Raw genomic sequence first — 19,264 nt, forward strand, 5'->3', positions numbered from 1 at the left:
GCAAACGATAGCGGCCGGAAGATCAGCCGAAAAGGGCCTCGTGGAACGCCGCGCCCGCTGGGGCGGCGACCCTGGGTCCCAGCACAGCCGTCGCAGCCTTTCCGGCGCTCAACGACATCGCCGCCGCCGCGCGCACGGTCTCGGCCGTCTGGGCCAGGGTGCGTTCCGACATGGTCTGCGAAGGGATCAGCGCACCGAAGATCAGCACCTGGGCCGCGGCGCGACCGGCGCGGGCGGCGGGACTTTCGTCCGACATCCACAGTCCGGCGTTGAGCACCGCCTTGGCGCGGGACATTTCGGCGGCGGTCGGACCGGCTTCGGCCAGCGCCTTCAGCTCGGCGGCGCACACCCGGGCCAGTTCGACGGCCCGGTCGGCGGCGGCCCCGGCGAAAATCCCCAGCACCCCGGCATCCTCATAGGGCTCGTGATAGGCGTCGATGGCGTAGGCGAGGCCGCGCTCCTCGCGGGCGCTCTGGAACAGGCGCGAGGCCATGCCGCCGCCGAGGATTTCCGTCATCAGCCGCGCCGCCGCATAGGCCGGGTCCGCCGCCGAGGGCGCCGGCAGCTGGAAGACGATATTGGCCTGTTCGATCCGGCGCGTCAGGGCCGCATCGCCGCCGGTGAAGCGGGGGGAGGCTGGCGCTTCGGCCGGGGTGGAGCCCTCGCCGCCGAACCAGCGCTCGGCCAGGGCCAGAAGCTCGGTCTCGTCCACCGCGCCGGAGACGGCCACGACCATCCGGTCGGGGGAGTACAGGCGCGCGCGCCAGTCGCCGATGGAGGCGCGGGTGATCGGCTTGAGGCTTTTCACCGAACCCAGGATCGGCCGCCCCAGCGGCTGGCCCTCGAAGGCGCGGGTCTGGGCCATTTCGAAGACGTGGTCATCAGGGGTGTCGAAGGCCTCGGCGATCTCCTGGGCCACCACATCCTTCTCGCGCTCGATCTCGGCGGGATCGAGCGTGGGGCGAAAGACCAGGTCCGACACCACCTGCATGGCCAGCGGCAGGGAACCGTGCAGGGCCCGGACCTCGAAACTGGTGCGCTCATAGCCCGTGGCGGCGTTCAGCGAGCCGCCCTCGGCCTCGATCCGTTCGACGATCTCGCGCGCGCCCATGCCGCCAGCGCCCTTGAACACCAGATGTTCGAGACAGTGGGACCAGCCGGACGTCGCCTCTGTCTCCCATTTCGCCCCGCCGCGCACGGCGACGGTCAGGGCCAGGGTGCGCAGACCGGGCATGGGATCACAGACGACGCGGACGCCATTGGACAGGGTATGGAGCGTGGCGGTCAGGGCTTTTCCTTTTTCCCTGGCGCCTCGCTCGCGGAGCGAGGCTGCTTGAGGGAAGGCTTTCGACGAAGCAGGGCGATATAGAAACCGCCCAGCGCCAGCGCCAGCCCGAACCATGTCAACGCATAGCCGAGGTGGTTGTTCGAGAAGGCGGCGGGCGGTGCGGACGGCTGGAGCGCCTGCCATTCGGGATTGGACGAGGTCGTCGCATAGACCATCAGCGCCATCACGTCAGACCGGACGCCCAGCGCCTCGGCCATGGCCATGTGGTCGCGGGCGAAGAAGCGATTGCCTTCCGGAGGCAGGGCCATGGGTCCCGGGGGCGATGGCTGTCGTAGCTGGCCTTCAATGCGGGTGGGCGCGGTCGACGCCGACACGGGAGGTCGGGCGGAAAGGCCCTCCGACACGAAACCGCGGTCGACCAGAATCGCGGAATCGAAACTCGCCGGACGGCAGGCCGAAATCAACCGTACCCCTGACTGGCCTTCATGAATGGTCTGGAGCTCGACGTATGGCGCGGCAGCCAGACCGGGGCAGTCCATGACGACCCGCGCGAACTCGCCGTGGAGGAATGCTGTCTCGGGGCCCGAGGCCGGCAGGCTCGCCACCGCCTCGGCCCGGGCGATCAGCCCGTTCTTCCACTGCATCCGCTGGACCTGCCAGACGCCCAGGCCGCACAACAGGGCGAAGGCCATGGCGCACACGATCGTCAGGACCCACGGGAAGCGGGCGCGCATCTAGGGTCGCCCCGCCTTGTTCCGCATCTGCAGGGCGATCATCACGCCCTTGCCGGGGCGCATCAGACCCAGCGACAGGCCGGCGACCAGCGGCAGGGCGACGAGGAGCATGGCCCAGATCGGCGGGTTGTAGGCGACCTGCACGAACAGGGCGCCGAACACCACGATCCCGCCGGCGATCTGCATGATGAAGATGGCGGCGCCGTCGCCGGTGTTCAGGCGGGTGAAGTCGAAACCGCAGGCGGCGCAGCGATCGACCACCTTGAGGAAGCCCTTGAACAGCGGGCCCTTTCCGCACTGGGGACAGCGGCAAAGCAGACCGGCGCGGATGGGATTAACCTCGCTCATCCGCTCATCCCGGCGAATGCCGGGACCCAGATGGAATGCCTGCGGTGGCCGACGCTGATCCCCGTCCGCCGTCCAGGCCTTCCGGGACCGAGATCGTGATCTGGGTCCCGGCATTCGCCGGGATGAGCGGGCGGGGTTGGGTTCACCCGAAGGTGACGTAGACGAAGGCGAAGAGGAACAGCCAGACCACGTCCACGAAATGCCAGTACCAAGCCGCCGCCTCGAAGCCGAAATGCTTCTTCGGCGTCATCTGGCCGGCCATCAGACGCAGCAGGCAAACCAGCAGGAAGATGGTGCCGAGCAGGACGTGGAACCCGTGGAAGCCGGTCGCCATGAAGAAGATCGAGCCGTAGAGCCCCGAGTTCGCCGCCTCTTCGTTGAAGAACAGGTTCTCGTGGAGAATGTGCTGGTACTCATAGACCTGCACGGCCGTGAACAGGACGCCGAGCACCACGGTGATGAGCAGGCCGAGCTTGGCCGCCTTGCGGTCGCCGACCTGCAGCGCGTGGTGGGCCCAGGTCACCGTCGTGCCGCTGAGCAGCAGGATGACGGTGTTCAGCAGCGGCAGCTGCCAGGCGTCCAGGGTTTCGACGCCCTTGGGCGGCCAGGTGGACCAGGCGGCGGCGGTCTCGGCCCAGCCGCTGACCTCGGGAATGTGGGCGCGGGCCTCGTTAAAGACCGCCATCTCGAAGAAAATCCAGAAGAAGGCCGCGAAGAACATCACCTCGGAGGCGATGAACATGATCATGCCGTAGCGCAGGCCGATCGAGACGACCGGCGTGTGGTCGCCGCCCTTGCTTTCCTTGATCACATCCGCCCACCAGGCGAACGCGGACAGCAGCACGCCGGCCAGGCCCGCGAAGAACAGCGCCGCCTTGCCCTCTGACAGCAGGGCCGCGGCGATGGGGTCGCCGTCGGCGGGCGCGAGACCCTTCATCCACACCACCGCCCCGACCATCATGGTCGTGACCGCGATCGAGGCGATCAGCGGCCAGGGGCTCGGATTCACCAGGTGATAGTCGTGATGCGGAGTGGCGTGGGCGTCGGCCATCTGGGTCTCTTGCAACAGTCGAGAGTCGTGTGAGGCAGGCTATAGCGTCGGCTACCCGGCCGCGCCAGACCTTTGGGTATTTGCGGGCGAACCCGCGTTTGCGGCCTGATCGAAGCCTTGAGTGGGATAGAAGGTGTAGCTGAGAGTGATTTCCTCAACGCCGCGGCTCTCGCGATCGGTCGCCATTTCGGGCGCCACGAAATACTGGACCGGGAATTTCATCGTCTGGCCGGGCTGGATGGTCTGCCCCTCGAAGCAGAAACACTGCAGCTTCTGGAAATAGGGTCCCGCCCGTTCCGGCACGACATTGTAGGACGCCGTCGCGTGGATGGGTTCGTCCGAGGTGTTGGTCACGTCGAAGAAGGCGATGCCGGTCTCGCCGATTCGCACCCGCTGGGTGACCTGTTCGGCGCGGAAGGTCATGGGCAGGCCACGCACATTGGTGTCGAAGCGGATCAGCACGGACTGGTCCAGCTGCACGTCCGGCGCCTTGTCGGCCCTGCGGACCGTGCCGTCGAAGCCGGTGACCTGACAGAATATGCGGTAGAGTGGCACGGCGGCGAAGGCTGCGCCGGTCATGAACATCACCCCGCCCGCGCAGGCGATGGCCGCCAAGGCGTTGGCGGTGGGCTTTTTCATCGGGCGTATTCGACCAGCTGGCCGGCCGCGATGGCGTCGGCCCGGGCCTCGATGTTGCGCTTCAGGTTCAGCACGGTGACGGCGAACACCAGCACGATGAAGGCCACCAGGGCGCCGGCGATAGCGAGGTTGCGCTTGTTGCGGGCGGACAGTTCTTCGGGGGTCAGGCGGCGCATGATCATTACAGTCCGGGAAGGGCGGTCAGGCTCTCGACCAGCAGGGCGGCGAACAGGGCCATCAGATACAGGATCGAGAAGGCGAACAGGTTGCGCGCCGGTTTGGCCTCGGCGCGGACATCATACAATGCGGCCTCTCGTCCCACGGCCTCGGCCTTGTCGGGTTGATCCCCGGCGCGGCTGCGCCACAGGCGGACGGCGAGGAACAGGAAGGCGAGGCCGCCGGCGATCGACACCGCCAGATAGAGGAGGCCGCCGAGGCCGACCAGGCCGGGAGCCACGGCCACCGGCACGAACACCAGGCTGTAGAGCAGGATCTGCAGCCGCGTGCTCCTCGCCCCGCGCGCCACCGGCATCATCGGAATGCCGGCGCGGGCGTAGTCGCCGGCCGAATACAGGGCGAGCGCCCAGCTGTGCGGCGGGGTCCACAGGAAGATGATGGAGAACAGCAGCCAAGCCTGCCACGGCGCGTCGCCCGTCGCCGCAGCCCAGCCGATCACCGGCGGAAAGGCCCCCGCAGCCCCGCCAATGACGATGTTCTGGGGCGTCCGGCGCTTCAGCAGCAGGGTGTAGAAGACGGCGTAGTAGAGGATGGTCATCAACAGCAGGCCGCCGGCCAGCCAATTGGTCGTCATGCCCAGCAGCATGACCGAAAAGATCGACAGGATGACGCCGAAGGTCATGGCGTCGTTCTTGTTGACCCGCCCGGCCGCCACGGGACGACCGCGGGTGCGCCGCATCAGGGCGTCGGTCTCGCCCTCCAGCGCCATGTTGAGCGCGCCCGCCGCGCCAGCGCCCACAGCGATGCAAAGGATGGCGATGGCCGCCGAAAGCCAGTCGATGTCGCCGCCGGCGACCACGAGCCCGGTCACGGCGGTGAAGACCACCAGCGACATCACGCGCGGCTTCAGCAGCTGGAAGAAATCTTCCGGCTGGGCCGTGGAGATCGCTGTGGGCGTGGCGTCGGCGCGCATCCGCTACCTTCTACTCCGTCATCCCCGGGCTTGTCCCAGGGGACCCATTCATCCGTCGCAATTGATGAGGGCCCAGACGCATCGACGTCTGAGCCCCCCTTCTCACTCGATATCGCTCAGCCCTGCCATGGGTCCTCAGGACAAGCCCGGGGATGACGGGATTGAGGCAGCGTCTAGTGCTCGTCGTCCTTGACCACCGGCAGTTCGTTGAACTGGTGGTGGGGCGGCGGCGAGGACAGGGTCCACTCCAGGGTCGTGGCGCCTTCGCCCCACGGATTGTCGACGCCCGGACGGCGACGGATGGCCGCCTCGACCAGCATGATCAGGAAGACCAGCACGCCGGCGATGGTGATGACGTAGCCGATCGACGAGACGTAGTTCCAGTAGGCGTAACCGTCGGCGTAATCGACAATCCGGCGTGGCATGCCCTGCAGGCCCAGGAAGTGCTGCGGGAAGAACACGAGGTTCACGCCCACGAACATGATCCAGAAATGCATGCAGCCGAGGAACTCGTTGTACTTCACGCCGAACATCTTCTCGAACCAGTAGTAGAAGCCGGCGAAGATGGCGAAGACGGCGCCCAGTGACAGCACATAGTGGAAGTGGGCCACGACGTAGTAGGTGTCGTGCAGGCTGTAATCGATGCCCGCGTTGGCGAGGACCACGCCGGTCACGCCGCCGATGGTGAACAGGAAGATGAAGCCCATCGCCCACAGCATGGGCGTCTTGAAGCTGATGGAGCCCCCCCACATGGTGGCGATCCAGCTGAAGATCTTCACGCCTGTGGGCACGGCGATGATCATGGTCGCGGCGATGAAATAGGCGCGCAGGTTCACGCCCATGCCGACCGTGAACATGTGGTGGGCCCAGACGATGAAGCCGACGAAGCCGATGGCGACCATGGCGTAGGCCATCGCCAGATAGCCGAAGATCGGCTTCTTCGAGAAGGTCGAGACGATGTGGCTGATGATGCCGAAGCCCGGCAGGATCAGGATGTAGACCTCGGGGTGGCCGAAGAACCAGAACAGGTGCTGGAACATCACCGGGTCGCCGCCGCCGGCGGGATCGAAGAAGGAGGTGCCGAAGTTGCGGTCAGCCAGCAGCATGGTGATGGCGCCGGCCAGGACCGGCAGCGACAGCAGCAGCAGGAAGGCGGTGACCAGCACGGACCAGGCGAACAGCGGCATCCGGTGGATGGTCATGCCCGGCGCGCGCATGTTGAAGATGGTGGTGATGAAGTTGATCGCGCCGAGGATCGAGCTGGCGCCGGCGATGTGCAGCGAGAAGATGGCCAGATCCATGGCCGGTCCCGGATGCCCCATGGTCGAGAGGGGCGGATAGATCGTCCAGCCGCCGCCGAAGCCGAGCCCGCCGCCGGGCTCGCCCGGAACGAACAGGGAGAGGATCAGCAGCACCCAGGCCGCCACCAGCAGCCAGAAGGAGACGTTGTTCATGCGCGGGAAGGCCATGTCGGGCGCGCCGATCATGATCGGCACGAACCAGTTGCCGAAGCCGCCGATCATCGCCGGCATGACCATGAAGAAGATCATGATCAGGGCGTGGCCGGTGACGACGACATTGTAGCCGTGCTTCGACTGCTGGACGAGACCGAGCAGGTCGACGACCGAACCGTCCGTGAAGATCTGGATGCCCGGCTCAGCCAGTTCCCAGCGGATCAGGCCGGACAGGGCGCCGCCGACGATGCCCGCCATGATGGCGAACAGCAGATACAGCGTGCCGATGTCCTTGTGGTTGGTCGACAGGAACCAGCGGGTGAAGAAACCCGGCTTGTGGTCATGATGCCCGTCGTGGTCGTGGGCGAGGTTTTCGGCTGCGGTGGCCATATCTTTGGGGCTCTCGCGGTTCGTTACTGAGCGGCCGGAGCGACGGCGGAAGCCGTGGCGGGCGCTGCGGGTTGAGCGGTGGCGGCGGCGGGGACAGCCGCGTCGGAGGCGGTCGGGGCGCCGGTAGCGCCGGCGGCGATCTGGGCGGCGGTGCCGCCCGGGGCCTGATCCGGCGTGCGCGGCGTCATCGAGCCGCCCTTGGAGGCGACCCAGGCCGCGAATTCGGCCTCGGTGACGACATTGATCTGGATCGGCATGAAGGCGTGGTCGACGCCGCACAGCTCGGAGCACTGGCCGTAGAAGGCGCCGACGCGGTCGGCGCGGAACCAGGTCTCATTGATCCGGCCGGGGACGGCGTCGACCTTCAGGCCGAAGGCCGGCAGTGCGAAGGCGTGAATCACGTCAGTCGCGGTGACCAGCACCCGCACCGTCTTGCCGACCGGCACCATGATCGGCTCGTCGGCGGCCAGGCGATACAGGCTGTGCGGCATGCCGCGCGCCACAATCTCGTCTTCGGGGATCATGCTGGAGACGTATTCGGCGATGCCCTGGTCGGGATACTCATAGGACCAGTTCCACTGGTTGCCCGTGGCCTTCACCGTGAGGTCCGGCGTCGGCATGTCGTGATAGGCGAAGAGCAGGCGGAACGAGAACAGCGAGATGCCCACCAGGATCAGCACCGGCAGGACGGTCCAGACGATCTCGATCAGGGTGTTGTGGCTCCATTTGGCCGGAACCGGGTTGGCCTTCTTGTTGTAGCGGATGCAGATCCAGATGATCAGGCCCAGCACCAGCAGGGTGATGAAGGTGATGACCGGCATCAGGATGATGTCGTGGAAGAAGGTCGCTTCGACCTTCAGCGGCGAGGCCGAAGGCTGCAGCCCCAATCCGCCGTCAGTCGGCTGGCCGACCAGCGGCCGGGCCCACGTCGGTGTGGCGGAGAAAACGGCCAGGCTCATAGCGGTGATGCCACCACCGACGATCGCCCGGGCCCGCGTGCCCATCCCCATGCGAGATATCCTCATTAAACCGTTTCGCCGCAAACGCTTGCGAGTGAATCGCAAACAATCGCCGGGACCCGGCGGTCCGCAGCGGTACTTCGCGCGGTCCATATCGCCCCCTCCCGCGCTTGCCAAGCGATTGCCGATGGAATGAACGACGCAGGGCCTCCCGTCTCCGGATTAATTCTCCGTCATGTTATGACAGCTACCTTGCATGACCAGATACCTTGCGATACGTCTTGGTCCTCACAAGGAGGGCCCACAGTGCCTGAAACAATCGAGATACAGCTGAAGAAGGGGGTGCTGACGCTTTGCGTCCTGGCCCTGCTGAACCGGCACGACAGCTATGCCTATGAAATCGCCTCGACCCTGTCGGACGCGATCGACATGGGCGAGGGCACCATCTACCCGCTGATGCGGCGGATGCAGTCCGACGGACAGGTGGAGACCTATCTGGTCGAATCGCCTTCCGGGCCTTCGCGCAAATATTATCGCCTGACCGACGCCGGTCGCCGGGCGCTTGACGCCCAGACGACCGAGTGGCGCGCCTTCGCCCGCGCGGTCGAATCGGTTCTGGAGGCGCCGGCTCAATCCGCGACGCCCGCCCAGGCCACAGATGTCACCGCCAAAAGGGGAGCTGAACAATGACCCGCGACGAATTCATGGGCCGGTTGCGCCGGGGACTGGTCGGCATGCCGACGTCCGCCGCGGCCGACATCGCCTCGGACTATCAGATCCATTTCGAGGACGGCGCCGCCGCCGGACGATCCGAGGCCGAGGTCGCGGCCGCCTTGGGCGATCCCGATCGTCTGGCCCGCGAACTGCGCGCCGAGGCCGGCGCCCAGCGCTGGCATCAGGAGAAAAACCCGTCGGCCGCCGCCGGGGCCGTGTTCGCAGTTCTCGGACTGGGGGCGATCGACCTGCTGATCCTGCTGCCCATCTTCCTGAGCGTGGTCGGCGTCCTGTTCGGCTTCTTCATGGCCGCCGTCGGCCTCTTCATCGGCGGGGGCGTGGCCATGGTCGCCGGTCCCTTCGCAGGACTACCCGGCGGGGTGGCCGCAGCGGTCCTCGGCGGTCTGGGCATGATGGCCGGAGCCACGGCGCTGGGCGCGCTGACGGCCATCGCCACCATCCTGCTGGTCAACGCCACGGTCTGGTTCGCGCGTCTGCACTACCGCCTGCTGAAGCCGGCCCTCGGGGAACAAGCCCCCGCAGACGGCAAGTTCTGAGGGAGGAACTGACATGATCCGCACACTTCTCATCATCACCGGCGCCAGCATCGTGCTGTGCATCGCCGCCCTGTCCGGAGCCGCCGCCATCGGCGGCAATGACCTGGCCAGCCACAACTGGGAATGGACCTTCCGCGACGGCGACGAACACCACACGGTGAGCTTCGCCGAACCCGAAGACGACAGCCCCGCCGTCACTCGTACCCTGGCCTGGGCCGGCGGCGACCGTCTCGAGATCGACGCGCCCGCCGAGGTCGTCTTTACCCAGGGGACCAAGGTGGAGGTTCGCGCGACCGGGCCCCAATCCCTGGTCCATCGCCTCCGTTTCGTGAACGGGCGCCTGGCTCTCGAAGATCTGCCGCTCGACAGCGATGGCGCACAAAGCGTCAGGCAGGGCTGGGTGTCGATGCGCTGGAACTCCAAAACCTATGGGCCGTCAGACAAACTTCAGGTCTTCATCACCGCCCCGTCGGTCCGCAGCTTTGAACTCAACAGCGGCACCGACCTCTCCATCCGCGACTATAACCAGCCAACCCTCACCGTGCGGGTGAATGGCGCGGGCGATGTCGCCGCGGTCGGTGAGACCGGTGCGGTCACCGTTGATCTGAGCGGTTCGGGGGAGGTCGACCTGACCGCCCTGCGTACAACGGACGCCACCGTGGATTTGAACGGCTCTGGCGATGTTCGCGTCGGTCCCACCGGAACCGCCCGGATCGACATCTCCGGTTCCGGTGACGTCCAGCTGACCCGCCGCCCGGCCAATCTGCAGCAAACCCTTTCCGGTTCCGGCGACATCGACCAGAACTGACCCGGTGACGCGGGGACGGTCAGCCCCTACTTAGGCTCCATGACCGTCCCCGTTCCCCTCCCCGCGATTCTCGATTCCGCCGACGTCGGCTCCGATGAAGCCCTTTCCATCCTCCAGGACGCCCTGACCGGGGCGGATGACGGCGAACTGTTCCTGGAGCGGTCGGAGCTCGAATCGCTGGTGTTTGACGACGGCCGACTGAAATCCGCGGCCTATGACGCCTCCGAAGGCTTCGGTCTGCGGGTGGTGGCCGGAGAGACGGCCGGCTACGCCCACGCCAATGAGATCAGCGGCCCTGCCATCCGCCGCGCCGCCGACAGCGCGGGTCTGGCCCGCTCCGGCCATGCCGGGGTCATCGCCGAGTCGCCCCGCGCCACCAATCAGCAACTGTACGAGACCATCGATCCACTGGCCTCCCCCGCCTTCTCCGGCAAGATCGCCCTGCTGGGTGAGATCGACGCCTGGGCGCGGGCCCGGGATCCGCGCGTGGTCCAGGTGTCCGCCACCATGGTGGGCGAGCGGCGCCATATCGAGATCCTGCGCGGCGACGGCCGGCGCGTCACCGACATCCGTCCACTGGTCCGGCTCAATGTCTCGGTCACCGTGGAGAAGGGCGGCAAGCGCGAGAGCGCCTCGTCCGGCGCCGGCGGCCGGGCCGGGTTTGAGACCTGGATCGCCCCCGACCGCTGGCAATGGCAGGTCGACGAGGCCCTGCGTCAGGCGCTGGTCAACCTCGAGGCCGTCGACTGCCCGGCGGGCGAGATGGATGTGGTGCTGGGCGCCGGCTGGCCGGGCGTGCTGCTGCACGAGGCCATCGGCCATGGTTTCGAGGGCGATTTCCACCGCAAGGGCAGTTCGGTCTTCACCGGCATGATGGGCAAGCGGGTCGCCGCCCCGGGCGTCACCGTGGTCGACGACGGGTCGATCGCGGGCCGCCGGGGTTCGCTGTCGGTCGATGATGAGGGCACGCCGACCTCGCGCACCGTGCTGATCGAGGACGGGATCATGGTCGGGCTGATGCACGACCGGCTGTCGGCGCGTCAGCTGGGCGCCCGGGCCACCGGCAACGGCCGGCGCCAGTCCTTCGCCCACATGCCGATGCCGCGGATGACCAACACCTTCATGGAAGGCGGCAGGGACTCGCAGGCTGACATGATCGCCTCGACCAAGCGCGGTCTCTACGCCGCCAATTTCGGCGGCGGCCAGGTCGACATCACCAACGGCAAATTCGTCTTCCAGTGCACCGAGGCCTACCTCATCGAGGATGGGAAGATCACCGCCCCGGTGCGCGGCGCGACCCTGATCGGCGACGGCGCCACGGCCCTGCAGCACGTTCAGATGATCGGCGACGACTTCGCCTTCGATCCCGGTGTCGGCGTTTGCGGCAAGGGCGGCCAGGGCGTGCCGGTCGGCATCGGCCAGCCCAGCCTGAAGATCGCGGGCCTGACGGTGGGCGGTACGGCGGTCTGAGACTGCGACCGGTTCTGTCGTAGGCAGGTGCTATCCTGCCGGTCATGTCTGTCGCCCGGGATGCCCGAAGCGTCGTTTCCTCGTTTGAAGTGACCGCTGTGAACGGAGCGGACGGAGCGGACGGAGCGGACGCTTCGCACTGTGTTTTTCAGGGAGCCGGCTTCCACTCAGGCCCCACGACGTCGAACCCACGGGCCACGAGCCCGTCCAGCACGCCGCCTTCATCGGCCAACAGACGGATCGGGGCGACGCCCATGGTGACTCCCGGCGAGATCATCGCCGTCTCGATCGCCGCCGCCCATTGCTGTCTCAGCTGCGGCGCGATCTCCGGGTCGCCCCACGGCCAGCACTGATTCAGCGCCCGGTCGATCGGCGAGGCGACGACATCGGCGACGCGCAGGGCTCGCCAGTCCTCGGCTCGCTCGCGTGCGGCGTCCGGTCCCAGTTCGGCGGCGGCGATGGCCGCCTCTACACAGGGAACGTGGGCGGTCTGGGGCGCGGTGATCAGGCTGTCGATGAGTTCGTCGCCGCGGACCGTGCCGACCGGGCGAACCGGCACCCGGGCCCGCCGCGCCGCGCGCCGGATCACGTCCATGGCGTCATCGCCGCCCCGGCGACCGGTATAGCCAGCCTTGTCCTGCATGAGGTCGAAGCCGACGATCAGCAGGCTCCTGGTGCGCCAGTCCTGATTGCCCTCGTCGGCCATAGCGGCCTCGAGCCGTGCCTGCCATTCAGGCGTCAGATAGTCGGCGCTGGTCTGCCCGTTCGGCATACGGGCGATGGTGCGGATACGCCATATGACGCGAAACACATCGCTGAACGAGGCGCGTCCCACCTGCGGCGTCAGTATCTGCTCCGAACGCGCCGCCGCCGCCTCGAGATCATTGGGGCGCCACGACAGGTCGCGGGGAATGCCGGTGATGGCGCCGACCAGGATCAGGGTGCTGTCGCCCCGGGTCACGGTCCACATAGGCGCGCCCGAGCGGCGGGCCTGGACCACGACGTCGTCCAGCTGCGCCGCCGCGGCCGGCTCGGGCGTCTGGCCCCACACGGGCGCCGCGGAGATCGTCCCGGCGGTCAGAACGACGAGGGCGGCAGCAACAGAGACGAACAATCTCACGTCAATACATTCCTTACCTGAACAGCATTCAGCAACGCGCGGTCTTTTTCAGAACACATTTGTGACCGGCACGTAATCTGTCCGAGATTTAATCCACCTGTCTCTCTTGTAACTGGAGAGCCGGGCGACAGGAGGCCAAACCTTCGTCACACGACGAGGGGAATCCTGCAATGACCAAGACCATCCTGCTGGCGACGACGGCCATCCTGTTGAGCGCCGGCGCGGCCGCGGCCCAGACTCCCCCGCCGCCGGCCCCGGCGCCCCAGGCGGAAGCCTCACAGCAGGGCGTACTGGTCTTCACCCCCGACTTCTTCGCCGCCCAGCGCCCGAACACTGCCCTCGACATGGTCAGCCGGGTGCCCGGTTTCTCGGTTCAGGACGGCGACGGCTCACGCGGCTTCGAGGGCGCGGTCGGCAACATCCTGGTCAATGGGTCGCGACCGGCCTCCAAGAACGACACCGGCTCCTCGGTCCTGTCGCGGACCCTGGTGCCCCAGGTCGAGCGCATCGAGCTGATCCGGGGCGGGGCCCCGGGCATCGACATGCAGGGCTATTCCGTCGTCGTGAATGTCATCACCCGGACCCAGGCCAGCACCGAACAGATCCTGACGGGCAATATGGCCTTTTTCGAAGGCGGCGCCGATCGCGGCTTCGGCCAGTACCAGTTCACCCGCCGCAACGGCGACCGGGTCTGGGGCTTCACCGTGGCCGACGGCGTGTCCATCGACGATTCCAACGGCGTAGGCAGGGTCATCCGCCGTGACGCCAACGGCGTGCTCCTGCGCGACGAGGGCTATTACAGCGACCAGAACGGCGGTGGCCAGGCGGTGCGGGTCAATTTCGCCGACGCCTTCATGGGCGGCAAGATCGACCTCACCGCCCGATTGGGGCGCAACGACTACAGTCAGTACAGCCTCCAGGACGGGCCGGGCATCCTGCGCGACAACCGCTTCGACGAGGAAGGCACGAGCGGCGAGGTCGGCGCGGTCTTCACCCGTCCGATGGGTGAAGGTCTGACGTCGGAAACCCGCTTCATCCGCGAGTGGAACGATTTCGAGAACGCCTCGACCTCTCAAACAACGACAAATGCCGTCGCAAGCCCCGAGCAACGCTTCGCCTCCGAGGGCAATGCCTCCGAGACGATCCTGCGGTCGCTGCTGCGCTGGGAACGTTCGCCGGCCCTGACGCTGGAGGCTGGCGGCGAGGTCGCCTACAATATGCTCGAGATCGACCAGGCGCTTACGGACGGCGGGGTCGCCATTCCCCTGCCGTCCGATCAGATCATGGTCGAGGAGACCCGGGGCGAGCTGTTCGGCAAGGCGACGTGGCGCGTGCGGCCGGACCTGAATCTTGAAGGCGGACTGCGGCTCGAGGCTTCGACCATTACCCAGTCCGGTGACGCCGATCAGGAGAAGAGCTTCTATTTCGCCAAGCCGCGCCTGCAACTGACCTGGACGCCCCTTCCCCAGAATCAGGTCCGCTTCCGCTTTGAGCGCGACGTCGGCCAGCTGGATTTCGGCGACTTTGCGGCGGGCGCAGACCTGGAAGACGAACAGCTGTTCGGCGGCAACGTGAACCTCGAGCCCGAGGAGCGCTGGATCTCCGAACTTACCTATGAGCGCCGGTTCCTGGGCGACGGCATCGTCTCCATCGGCTACCGCCACGACGAGATCATCGGCGTCATTGACCGCCTGCCCTTGCCGCAAGGCCTGTCGGCGGTCGGCAACATCGGCGACGGGACGCTGGATCAACTGGCCGTCAACTTCGTTCTGCCGCTCGACTGGACCGGCTTCTCGGGCGGTCAGTTCCAGTTCAGGAACACATGGAACGACACGGCCGTCACCGACCCGACTTCGGGCGAGGAACGGCCCATCTCGGGCGTGCGACCTTCGCAACCGGCTTTCACCATCTCCCAGGACATCACCAGCTGGAAGATCAACTGGGCGATGACCTACCTCGAGGGCCTGCGCCAGTTCCGCTACGACCCGGACCAGATCTCGGGCTTCACCGGCAGCGACTATTTCGAGGCCAACATCGAATACAAGCCGACGCGGACCCTGGCCATCCGTGCCCAGGTCAACGTCTGGAACGACTTCCAGGTGGAACGCACGGTCTTCGCCGACCGGACGCTCGCTCGCCCCGTCGCCTTCACCGAACTGCGCCCCACGGATCCGCGAACCTTCTGGCAGATCCGGGTGCGCAAGACATTCTGACGACCGCATTCCGCCGCCCCAAGCCTGTCAGCGATTTAATGCACCTGTCCCGCTTGTAACTGTATGCGCAGCCGCTCGCCGGCCACCCTTCGCCCAACAGGAAGAGGGACATATGATCAAGGCGATCTGGCTGGCCGGGGCGGCCTTCTGCGCGCTTTTGGGCGGCCCGGCCATGGCCCAGACTGCGCCGGTCCAGAGCGCGCCGGTCGCCGGCGGCGCGCAACATGGCGTGCTGGTTTTCGAACCCGCCTTCTTCGCCGACGCCCGTCCCGATACGGCCCTCGACATGATCTCCCGCCTCCCCGGCTTCGCCTTCGAGTTGGGCGACAGCGGGACGCGCGGTCTGGCGGGCACGGCGGGCAACATCCTGATCGACGGTCGCCGGCCCTCGACCAAGAGCGACAACCTCGACCAGATCCTGCGCCGCATCTCGGCTGCCGGCGTCGCCCGGGTCGAACTGGTCCGGGGCGGCGCGCCCGGGATCGACATGCAGGGCCGGTCCGTGGTCGCGAACGTTGTGCTGATCCGCACCGTGACGACCGAGCGGGTGATCGAGGCCAACACCTATGTCTATCCCGACGGCTACCTCGGCCCGGTGCTGTCGGCGCGATATTCGCGTCGCGAGGGCGACAGCCAGATCGAGGGCTCGATCAGCGGTTTCTCGGACCGCACCGACGGGACCGGCGACGGCTTCCGCCGCCGCTACGACGCGGGCGGCAATCTGATCCAGGACGCCGACCTGGTGTTGTGGGACCGAATCCGGAACCTGCGCGCCACCGGCGCTGTCCAGCGCCGGATCGGCCGCGGCCTGTTGCGCGTCAACGGCCTGCTGGGCTGGTTCGGCAATGAGAATTCGCAGGACCTGCTGATCCGCTCGGGCGCCGGCGTCGACAGTTTCAACGACGAGCAAGCGGACAACGTCAACAGCGAGCTGGGCGTCAACTGGACGTGGGACCTCGGCCCGCGCACCGGCCTGGAGCTGACCGGCCTGAAACGCTATTCCACCGAGGAATACACTGGCGTTTCGGAAGGCAGCGGCGACAGCTCGACCTTCACCGCCGACGCGACCTCGGGCGAATCCATCGGACGCGCCATCCTGCGCTTCCGCCCCAATGACCGATGGTCGTTCGAGACCGGCGGCGAGGTGGCCTACAATTTCCTCGACAGCGCCACCGCCTATTCACAGAACGGCGTCCCGATCCCGCTGCCGTCTTCCTCGGTCAAGGTCGAGGAACTGCGCGGCGAGGTCTTCGGCCAGGCGACCTGGCGGCCGAGCCCCACCCTCACCGTCGAGGGCGGTCTGCGCGTCGAGGTGTCGGAGATCAGCCAGTCCGGCGACAGCGACCTGAACAAGTCCTTCGTCTATCCCAAGCCCCGCATTCAGGCGACCTGGACGCCGTGGACAGGCCATCAGTTCCGCTTCCGCGCCGAGCGTGAGGTGGGGCAGCTGGACTTCGGCGACTTCATCGCCTCGGCCGATATCGACATCGGCCAGGTCGAGGGCGGCAACCCCGATCTGGAGCCGGAGAAGTCGACCGTTCTCGAGGGCATTTACGAACGCCGCTTCTGGGGGGAGGGCGTGTTCGACGCCACGTATCAATATGCCGAGGTGGAGGATGTCGTGGACGTCATCCCCCTGACCGGCGGCTTCGATGGCGTCGGCAACATCGGGGACGGAACCGGCAGCTTCTTTCAGCTGCGCCTGACCCTGCCGACCGATCCGTTGGGCATTCCCAACGGACGCCTCCAGACGCGCGGCAGCTGGTCCTCGACCGCCGTGCTCGATCCGGTGACGGGCGAGGAGCGCCGGTTCCAGGGCAACCAGGCCTTCGGCTGCGGCGTCGCCTTCAATCAGGACCTCATGGGCGGCCGCTGGTCCTGGGGCTTCGACCACGGCTGCAATATCGACAAGAGCCGCGCCTTCCGGGTGCGCGAGGTCCGCGCCTTCTACGCCGAGCCCGGCGTCAGCGCCTTCGTCCAGTGGAAGCCGGAGCGCGACCTGACGGTCCGGGTCGATCTGGGCAATGCGACCGACCGGGCCAGAGGCTATGACCGCGAAATCTACACCGGCCCCCGCGACACGGCCCCGCTGGCCTTCCGCGAGGTGCGCCGCACGAAGATGAGCCCGTGGCTGTTCGTCCAGATAAGAAAGACCTTCTGAAGAAGGCGTCCCACACCCCCAAAACTGACGGCGCGCCTGCCCTCGACGCGCCAAAAAGGGCGGAACCTCGCGGTTCCGCCCTTCCTGTATTCAGCCGCTCTTCCGGATCAGCCTGCAGTGCTGGTTTCCGGTTTGGCGACGTTGCCGTCTTCCTGACCACGATCGGTCAGGGTCGGTCCCGGATGATTGCCGGCGTCATTGGCCCCGTGGGACCAGCCCTTGATCAGGAAGCTGATCAGGATGAAGCCGATACCGATGCCGACACCCCACCAGCCGAGCTTGCCGAAGCCGTCCAGCGACGTGGCGAGCGCCCCCTGCGGGTCCAGCACCTGGCCGCCGACGGTCTCGGTGCCCATCAGGCCGGCGATCTTGCCGCCGACGAACTGGGCGATGGAGCTGGCCAGGAACCACACGGCCATCATGAAGCTGACCACGGAGGGCAGCGACAGTTTGGTGATCTCCGACAGGCCCACGGGCGACAGGAACAACTCACCGGTCGTGTGCAGCATGTAGAGCAGGGCCAGGATGATCAGCGGCATCTGGAAGGCGCTGCTGACCATGCCGGAACCGGCGGCCCAGACCACCACCAGGAAGCCGAGACCGACCTGCACAAGGCCGAGACCGAACTTCATGGTCGGGTTGGGGTCCATCTTCTTGCTGGTCAACCAGGCCCACAGGGCCGCGAAGATCGGCGCGAAGATGAGGATGAAGCCGGCGTTGAACGACTGGACCTGGGCGGCCGTGATGGTCGCGTCGATCCAGAAGTCCGTGGGCGTGATGCCCGCGGCGGCCAGCTGGGCCGGCGTGCCGACCGTGATGCCGAGGAACTGCATCGCGGTCGGAGCGATGGTCAGATCCACGTTACGGTCGGCGAACAGGTTCAGCGAGGTGCCGGCCTGTTCGAACAGGGTGAAGAAGACCACGGCGCCGAAGATCAGCACCACGGCCAGCATCATCCGCTGGCGTTCGACCCAGGTCTTGCAGACGAAGGCGATGATCCAGGCGATGAAGGCCAGGGACAACAGGGTGGACACCGCCAGCACGGAGCCGACCAGGGCGTTGCGCTGGACCATGAACCAGACGATGCCGACGCCGAGAATGGCGAGGATGTAGATCAGCCATTCGCGATTCAACGGGCCGAACAGGGGCCGCTTGAGCAGCTCCGGATTCGGCGGTTCGCCGTTGCCTTGCAGCAGGGGCTTGCCCAGTGTGAAGACGACGAAGCCCAGCGCCATGCCGACGCCGGCGAGACCGAAGCCGGCCCACCAGCCCACGGTCTGGCCGAGGTAGCCGCACAACACCGCCGCCCAGAAGGCCCCGAGGTTGATGCCGTAGTAGTAGAGGGTGAAGCCGGAATCGCGCCGCGGATCGCCTTGCGGATACAGCTGGCCGACGATGGTCGAGATGTTCGGCTTCAGGAAACCGACGCCCATGATAATCAGCGAAAGGGCGAGGTAGAAGCTGTTCACCCCCGTCGTGTCGCGTGTGGCGGTCATGACGTAGGTGCCCGGCTCCATCACCGGCGGAAGGCTGGCGTTGGCCGGCAGGTTGGTCAGGGCCAGGCCGCCACTCTCTGCGGCGGTGAAGTCGTAACGCTGGCCGTCGACCATGATGCCGACCTCGCGGGCGGCGCCCCGACCTTCACTGACGACTTCATACTGAGCCCCGGCGTAGGTCAGGGTCTCAGTCGCCGGACCGCCCTCATAGGCCATCAGGCTGTGACCCGCGACCAGCAGCAGCGCGCCGAAGGCGATCGCCTTGCGCGTGCCGATGTAGCGGTCGGCGAGGATGCCGCCGACGAGAGGCAGCAGGTACACCAGTGAGGTGTAGGAACCGTAGGTCGAGGCCGCCGTGGCGTCGTCGAACAGGAAATGTTGGGTGAGATAGAAGATCAGGATGCCGCGCATGCCGTAGTAGGAGAATCGCTCCCACATCTCGGCGAAGAACAGGATGATCAGTCCGCGCGGGTGGTTCTTCAGGATCTGCATCAGCACGGGGATGCCCGTGAGCAGCGTGATGATCAGACCTGCGATGATGACGATGTTCATGTCTGGTCTCCCCGGATACGTCGGGATTCGAACCCGCCAGGCGCCGAAAGCGCCCCCCCAATGTCCGTCCTACTCAACGGCTCACTCCCATGTTGCTGCGCCCCACCTGACGCGCGAGGCCGCATAAGCAGCACGGGGCGCAAGACCGGACAAGTGTTAA

At 66.8% G+C, this 19,264-nt stretch carries 17 protein-coding genes; 6 read left to right on the forward strand and 11 right to left on the reverse strand.

The window, feature by feature from the left end:
- Positions 1-22: 22 nt before the first annotated feature.
- The 9 genes from ACTIEW_RS07130 to coxB form a co-directional block, all read right to left on the reverse strand.
- Positions 23-1,234 carry a M16 family metallopeptidase gene (locus tag ACTIEW_RS07130; protein WP_439477209.1) on the reverse strand — a complete coding sequence of 404 codons (1,212 nt, stop codon included), beginning with the start codon at positions 1,232-1,234 and terminating at the stop codon, positions 23-25.
- Between the two features lie 50 nt (positions 1,235-1,284).
- Positions 1,285-2,022, reverse strand: coding sequence for an SURF1 family protein (locus ACTIEW_RS07135; RefSeq protein ID WP_439477210.1), 738 nt, complete (start codon positions 2,020-2,022; stop codon positions 1,285-1,287).
- Positions 2,023-2,370: a DUF983 domain-containing protein gene (locus ACTIEW_RS07140; RefSeq protein WP_439477211.1), complete on the reverse strand. Its 348-nt coding sequence runs from the start codon at positions 2,368-2,370 to the stop codon at positions 2,023-2,025.
- A 142-nt stretch (positions 2,371-2,512) separates the two neighbouring features.
- Positions 2,513-3,421, reverse strand: a complete 909-nt coding sequence (locus tag ACTIEW_RS07145) for a cytochrome c oxidase subunit 3 (protein WP_439477212.1) — start codon at positions 3,419-3,421, stop codon at positions 2,513-2,515.
- A 51-nt stretch (positions 3,422-3,472) separates the two neighbouring features.
- Complete coding sequence (locus ACTIEW_RS07150) at positions 3,473-4,060, reverse strand: cytochrome c oxidase assembly protein (protein WP_439477213.1); 588 nt, start codon at positions 4,058-4,060, stop codon at positions 3,473-3,475.
- Positions 4,057-4,236, reverse strand: coding sequence for a hypothetical protein (locus ACTIEW_RS07155; RefSeq protein WP_439477214.1), 180 nt, complete (start codon positions 4,234-4,236; stop codon positions 4,057-4,059). Before ACTIEW_RS07155 ends, ACTIEW_RS07150 begins: the two co-directional genes overlap by 4 nt.
- 5 nt (positions 4,237-4,241) lie before the next feature.
- Positions 4,242-5,210 carry a heme o synthase gene (locus ACTIEW_RS07160; RefSeq protein WP_439477215.1) on the reverse strand — a complete coding sequence of 323 codons (969 nt, stop codon included), beginning with the start codon at positions 5,208-5,210 and terminating at the stop codon, positions 4,242-4,244.
- Positions 5,211-5,383: 173 nt separating this feature from the next.
- The gene (ctaD, locus tag ACTIEW_RS07165) at positions 5,384-7,054 is read right to left on the reverse strand and encodes a cytochrome c oxidase subunit I (RefSeq protein WP_439477216.1); all 1,671 of its coding nucleotides are present in this window, start codon (positions 7,052-7,054) and stop codon (positions 5,384-5,386) included.
- A gap of 23 nt (positions 7,055-7,077) precedes the next feature.
- Positions 7,078-8,064 carry a cytochrome c oxidase subunit II gene (gene coxB, locus ACTIEW_RS07170; RefSeq protein WP_439477217.1) on the reverse strand — a complete coding sequence of 329 codons (987 nt, stop codon included), beginning with the start codon at positions 8,062-8,064 and terminating at the stop codon, positions 7,078-7,080.
- Between the two features lie 255 nt (positions 8,065-8,319).
- Between coxB and ACTIEW_RS07175 the strand changes: the two genes are divergently transcribed.
- Genes ACTIEW_RS07175 through tldD form a run of 4 tightly spaced genes read left to right on the forward strand, consistent with a single transcriptional unit; the run spans position 8,320 to position 11,562 of the window.
- On the forward strand, positions 8,320-8,703 hold the full coding sequence (locus ACTIEW_RS07175) for a PadR family transcriptional regulator (protein WP_439477218.1): 384 nt from the start codon (positions 8,320-8,322) through the stop codon (positions 8,701-8,703).
- Positions 8,700-9,284, forward strand: a complete 585-nt coding sequence (locus ACTIEW_RS07180) for a DUF1700 domain-containing protein (RefSeq protein WP_439477219.1) — start codon at positions 8,700-8,702, stop codon at positions 9,282-9,284. Before ACTIEW_RS07175 ends, ACTIEW_RS07180 begins: the two co-directional genes overlap by 4 nt.
- A gap of 13 nt (positions 9,285-9,297) precedes the next feature.
- Entirely contained in the window at positions 9,298-10,092 is a 795-nt protein-coding gene (locus tag ACTIEW_RS07185; RefSeq protein ID WP_439477220.1) for a GIN domain-containing protein, read from the forward strand.
- 39 nt (positions 10,093-10,131) lie between these two features.
- Positions 10,132-11,562, forward strand: a complete 1,431-nt coding sequence (tldD, locus tag ACTIEW_RS07190; protein WP_439477221.1) for a metalloprotease TldD — start codon at positions 10,132-10,134, stop codon at positions 11,560-11,562.
- Positions 11,563-11,710: 148 nt separating this feature from the next.
- Here tldD and ACTIEW_RS07195 read toward each other — a convergent pair whose 3' ends face one another.
- Entirely contained in the window at positions 11,711-12,682 is a 972-nt protein-coding gene (locus tag ACTIEW_RS07195; RefSeq protein ID WP_439477222.1) for a TraB/GumN family protein, read from the reverse strand.
- Positions 12,683-12,852: 170 nt separating this feature from the next.
- Between ACTIEW_RS07195 and ACTIEW_RS07200 the strand changes: the two genes are divergently transcribed.
- A complete protein-coding gene (locus tag ACTIEW_RS07200) occupies positions 12,853-14,895 on the forward strand; it encodes a TonB-dependent receptor plug domain-containing protein (RefSeq protein ID WP_439477223.1) in 2,043 nt (680 codons plus the stop codon).
- A 112-nt stretch (positions 14,896-15,007) separates the two neighbouring features.
- The gene (locus ACTIEW_RS07205; protein WP_439477224.1) at positions 15,008-17,056 is read left to right on the forward strand and encodes a TonB-dependent receptor plug domain-containing protein; all 2,049 of its coding nucleotides are present in this window, start codon (positions 15,008-15,010) and stop codon (positions 17,054-17,056) included.
- A gap of 107 nt (positions 17,057-17,163) precedes the next feature.
- Here the strand turns inward: ACTIEW_RS07205 and ACTIEW_RS07210 are convergent, their stop codons facing one another.
- Positions 17,164-19,104 (reverse strand): peptide MFS transporter, encoded by a 1,941-nt coding sequence (locus ACTIEW_RS07210; RefSeq protein WP_439477225.1) that lies wholly within the window; start codon positions 19,102-19,104, stop codon positions 17,164-17,166.
- Positions 19,105-19,264: the final 160 nt, after the last annotated feature.

Origin of the sequence: Brevundimonas sp., from assembly GCF_051860745.1 — a bacterium.
In the GTDB taxonomy this organism is placed as follows: Bacteria; Pseudomonadota; Alphaproteobacteria; order Caulobacterales; family Caulobacteraceae; genus Brevundimonas.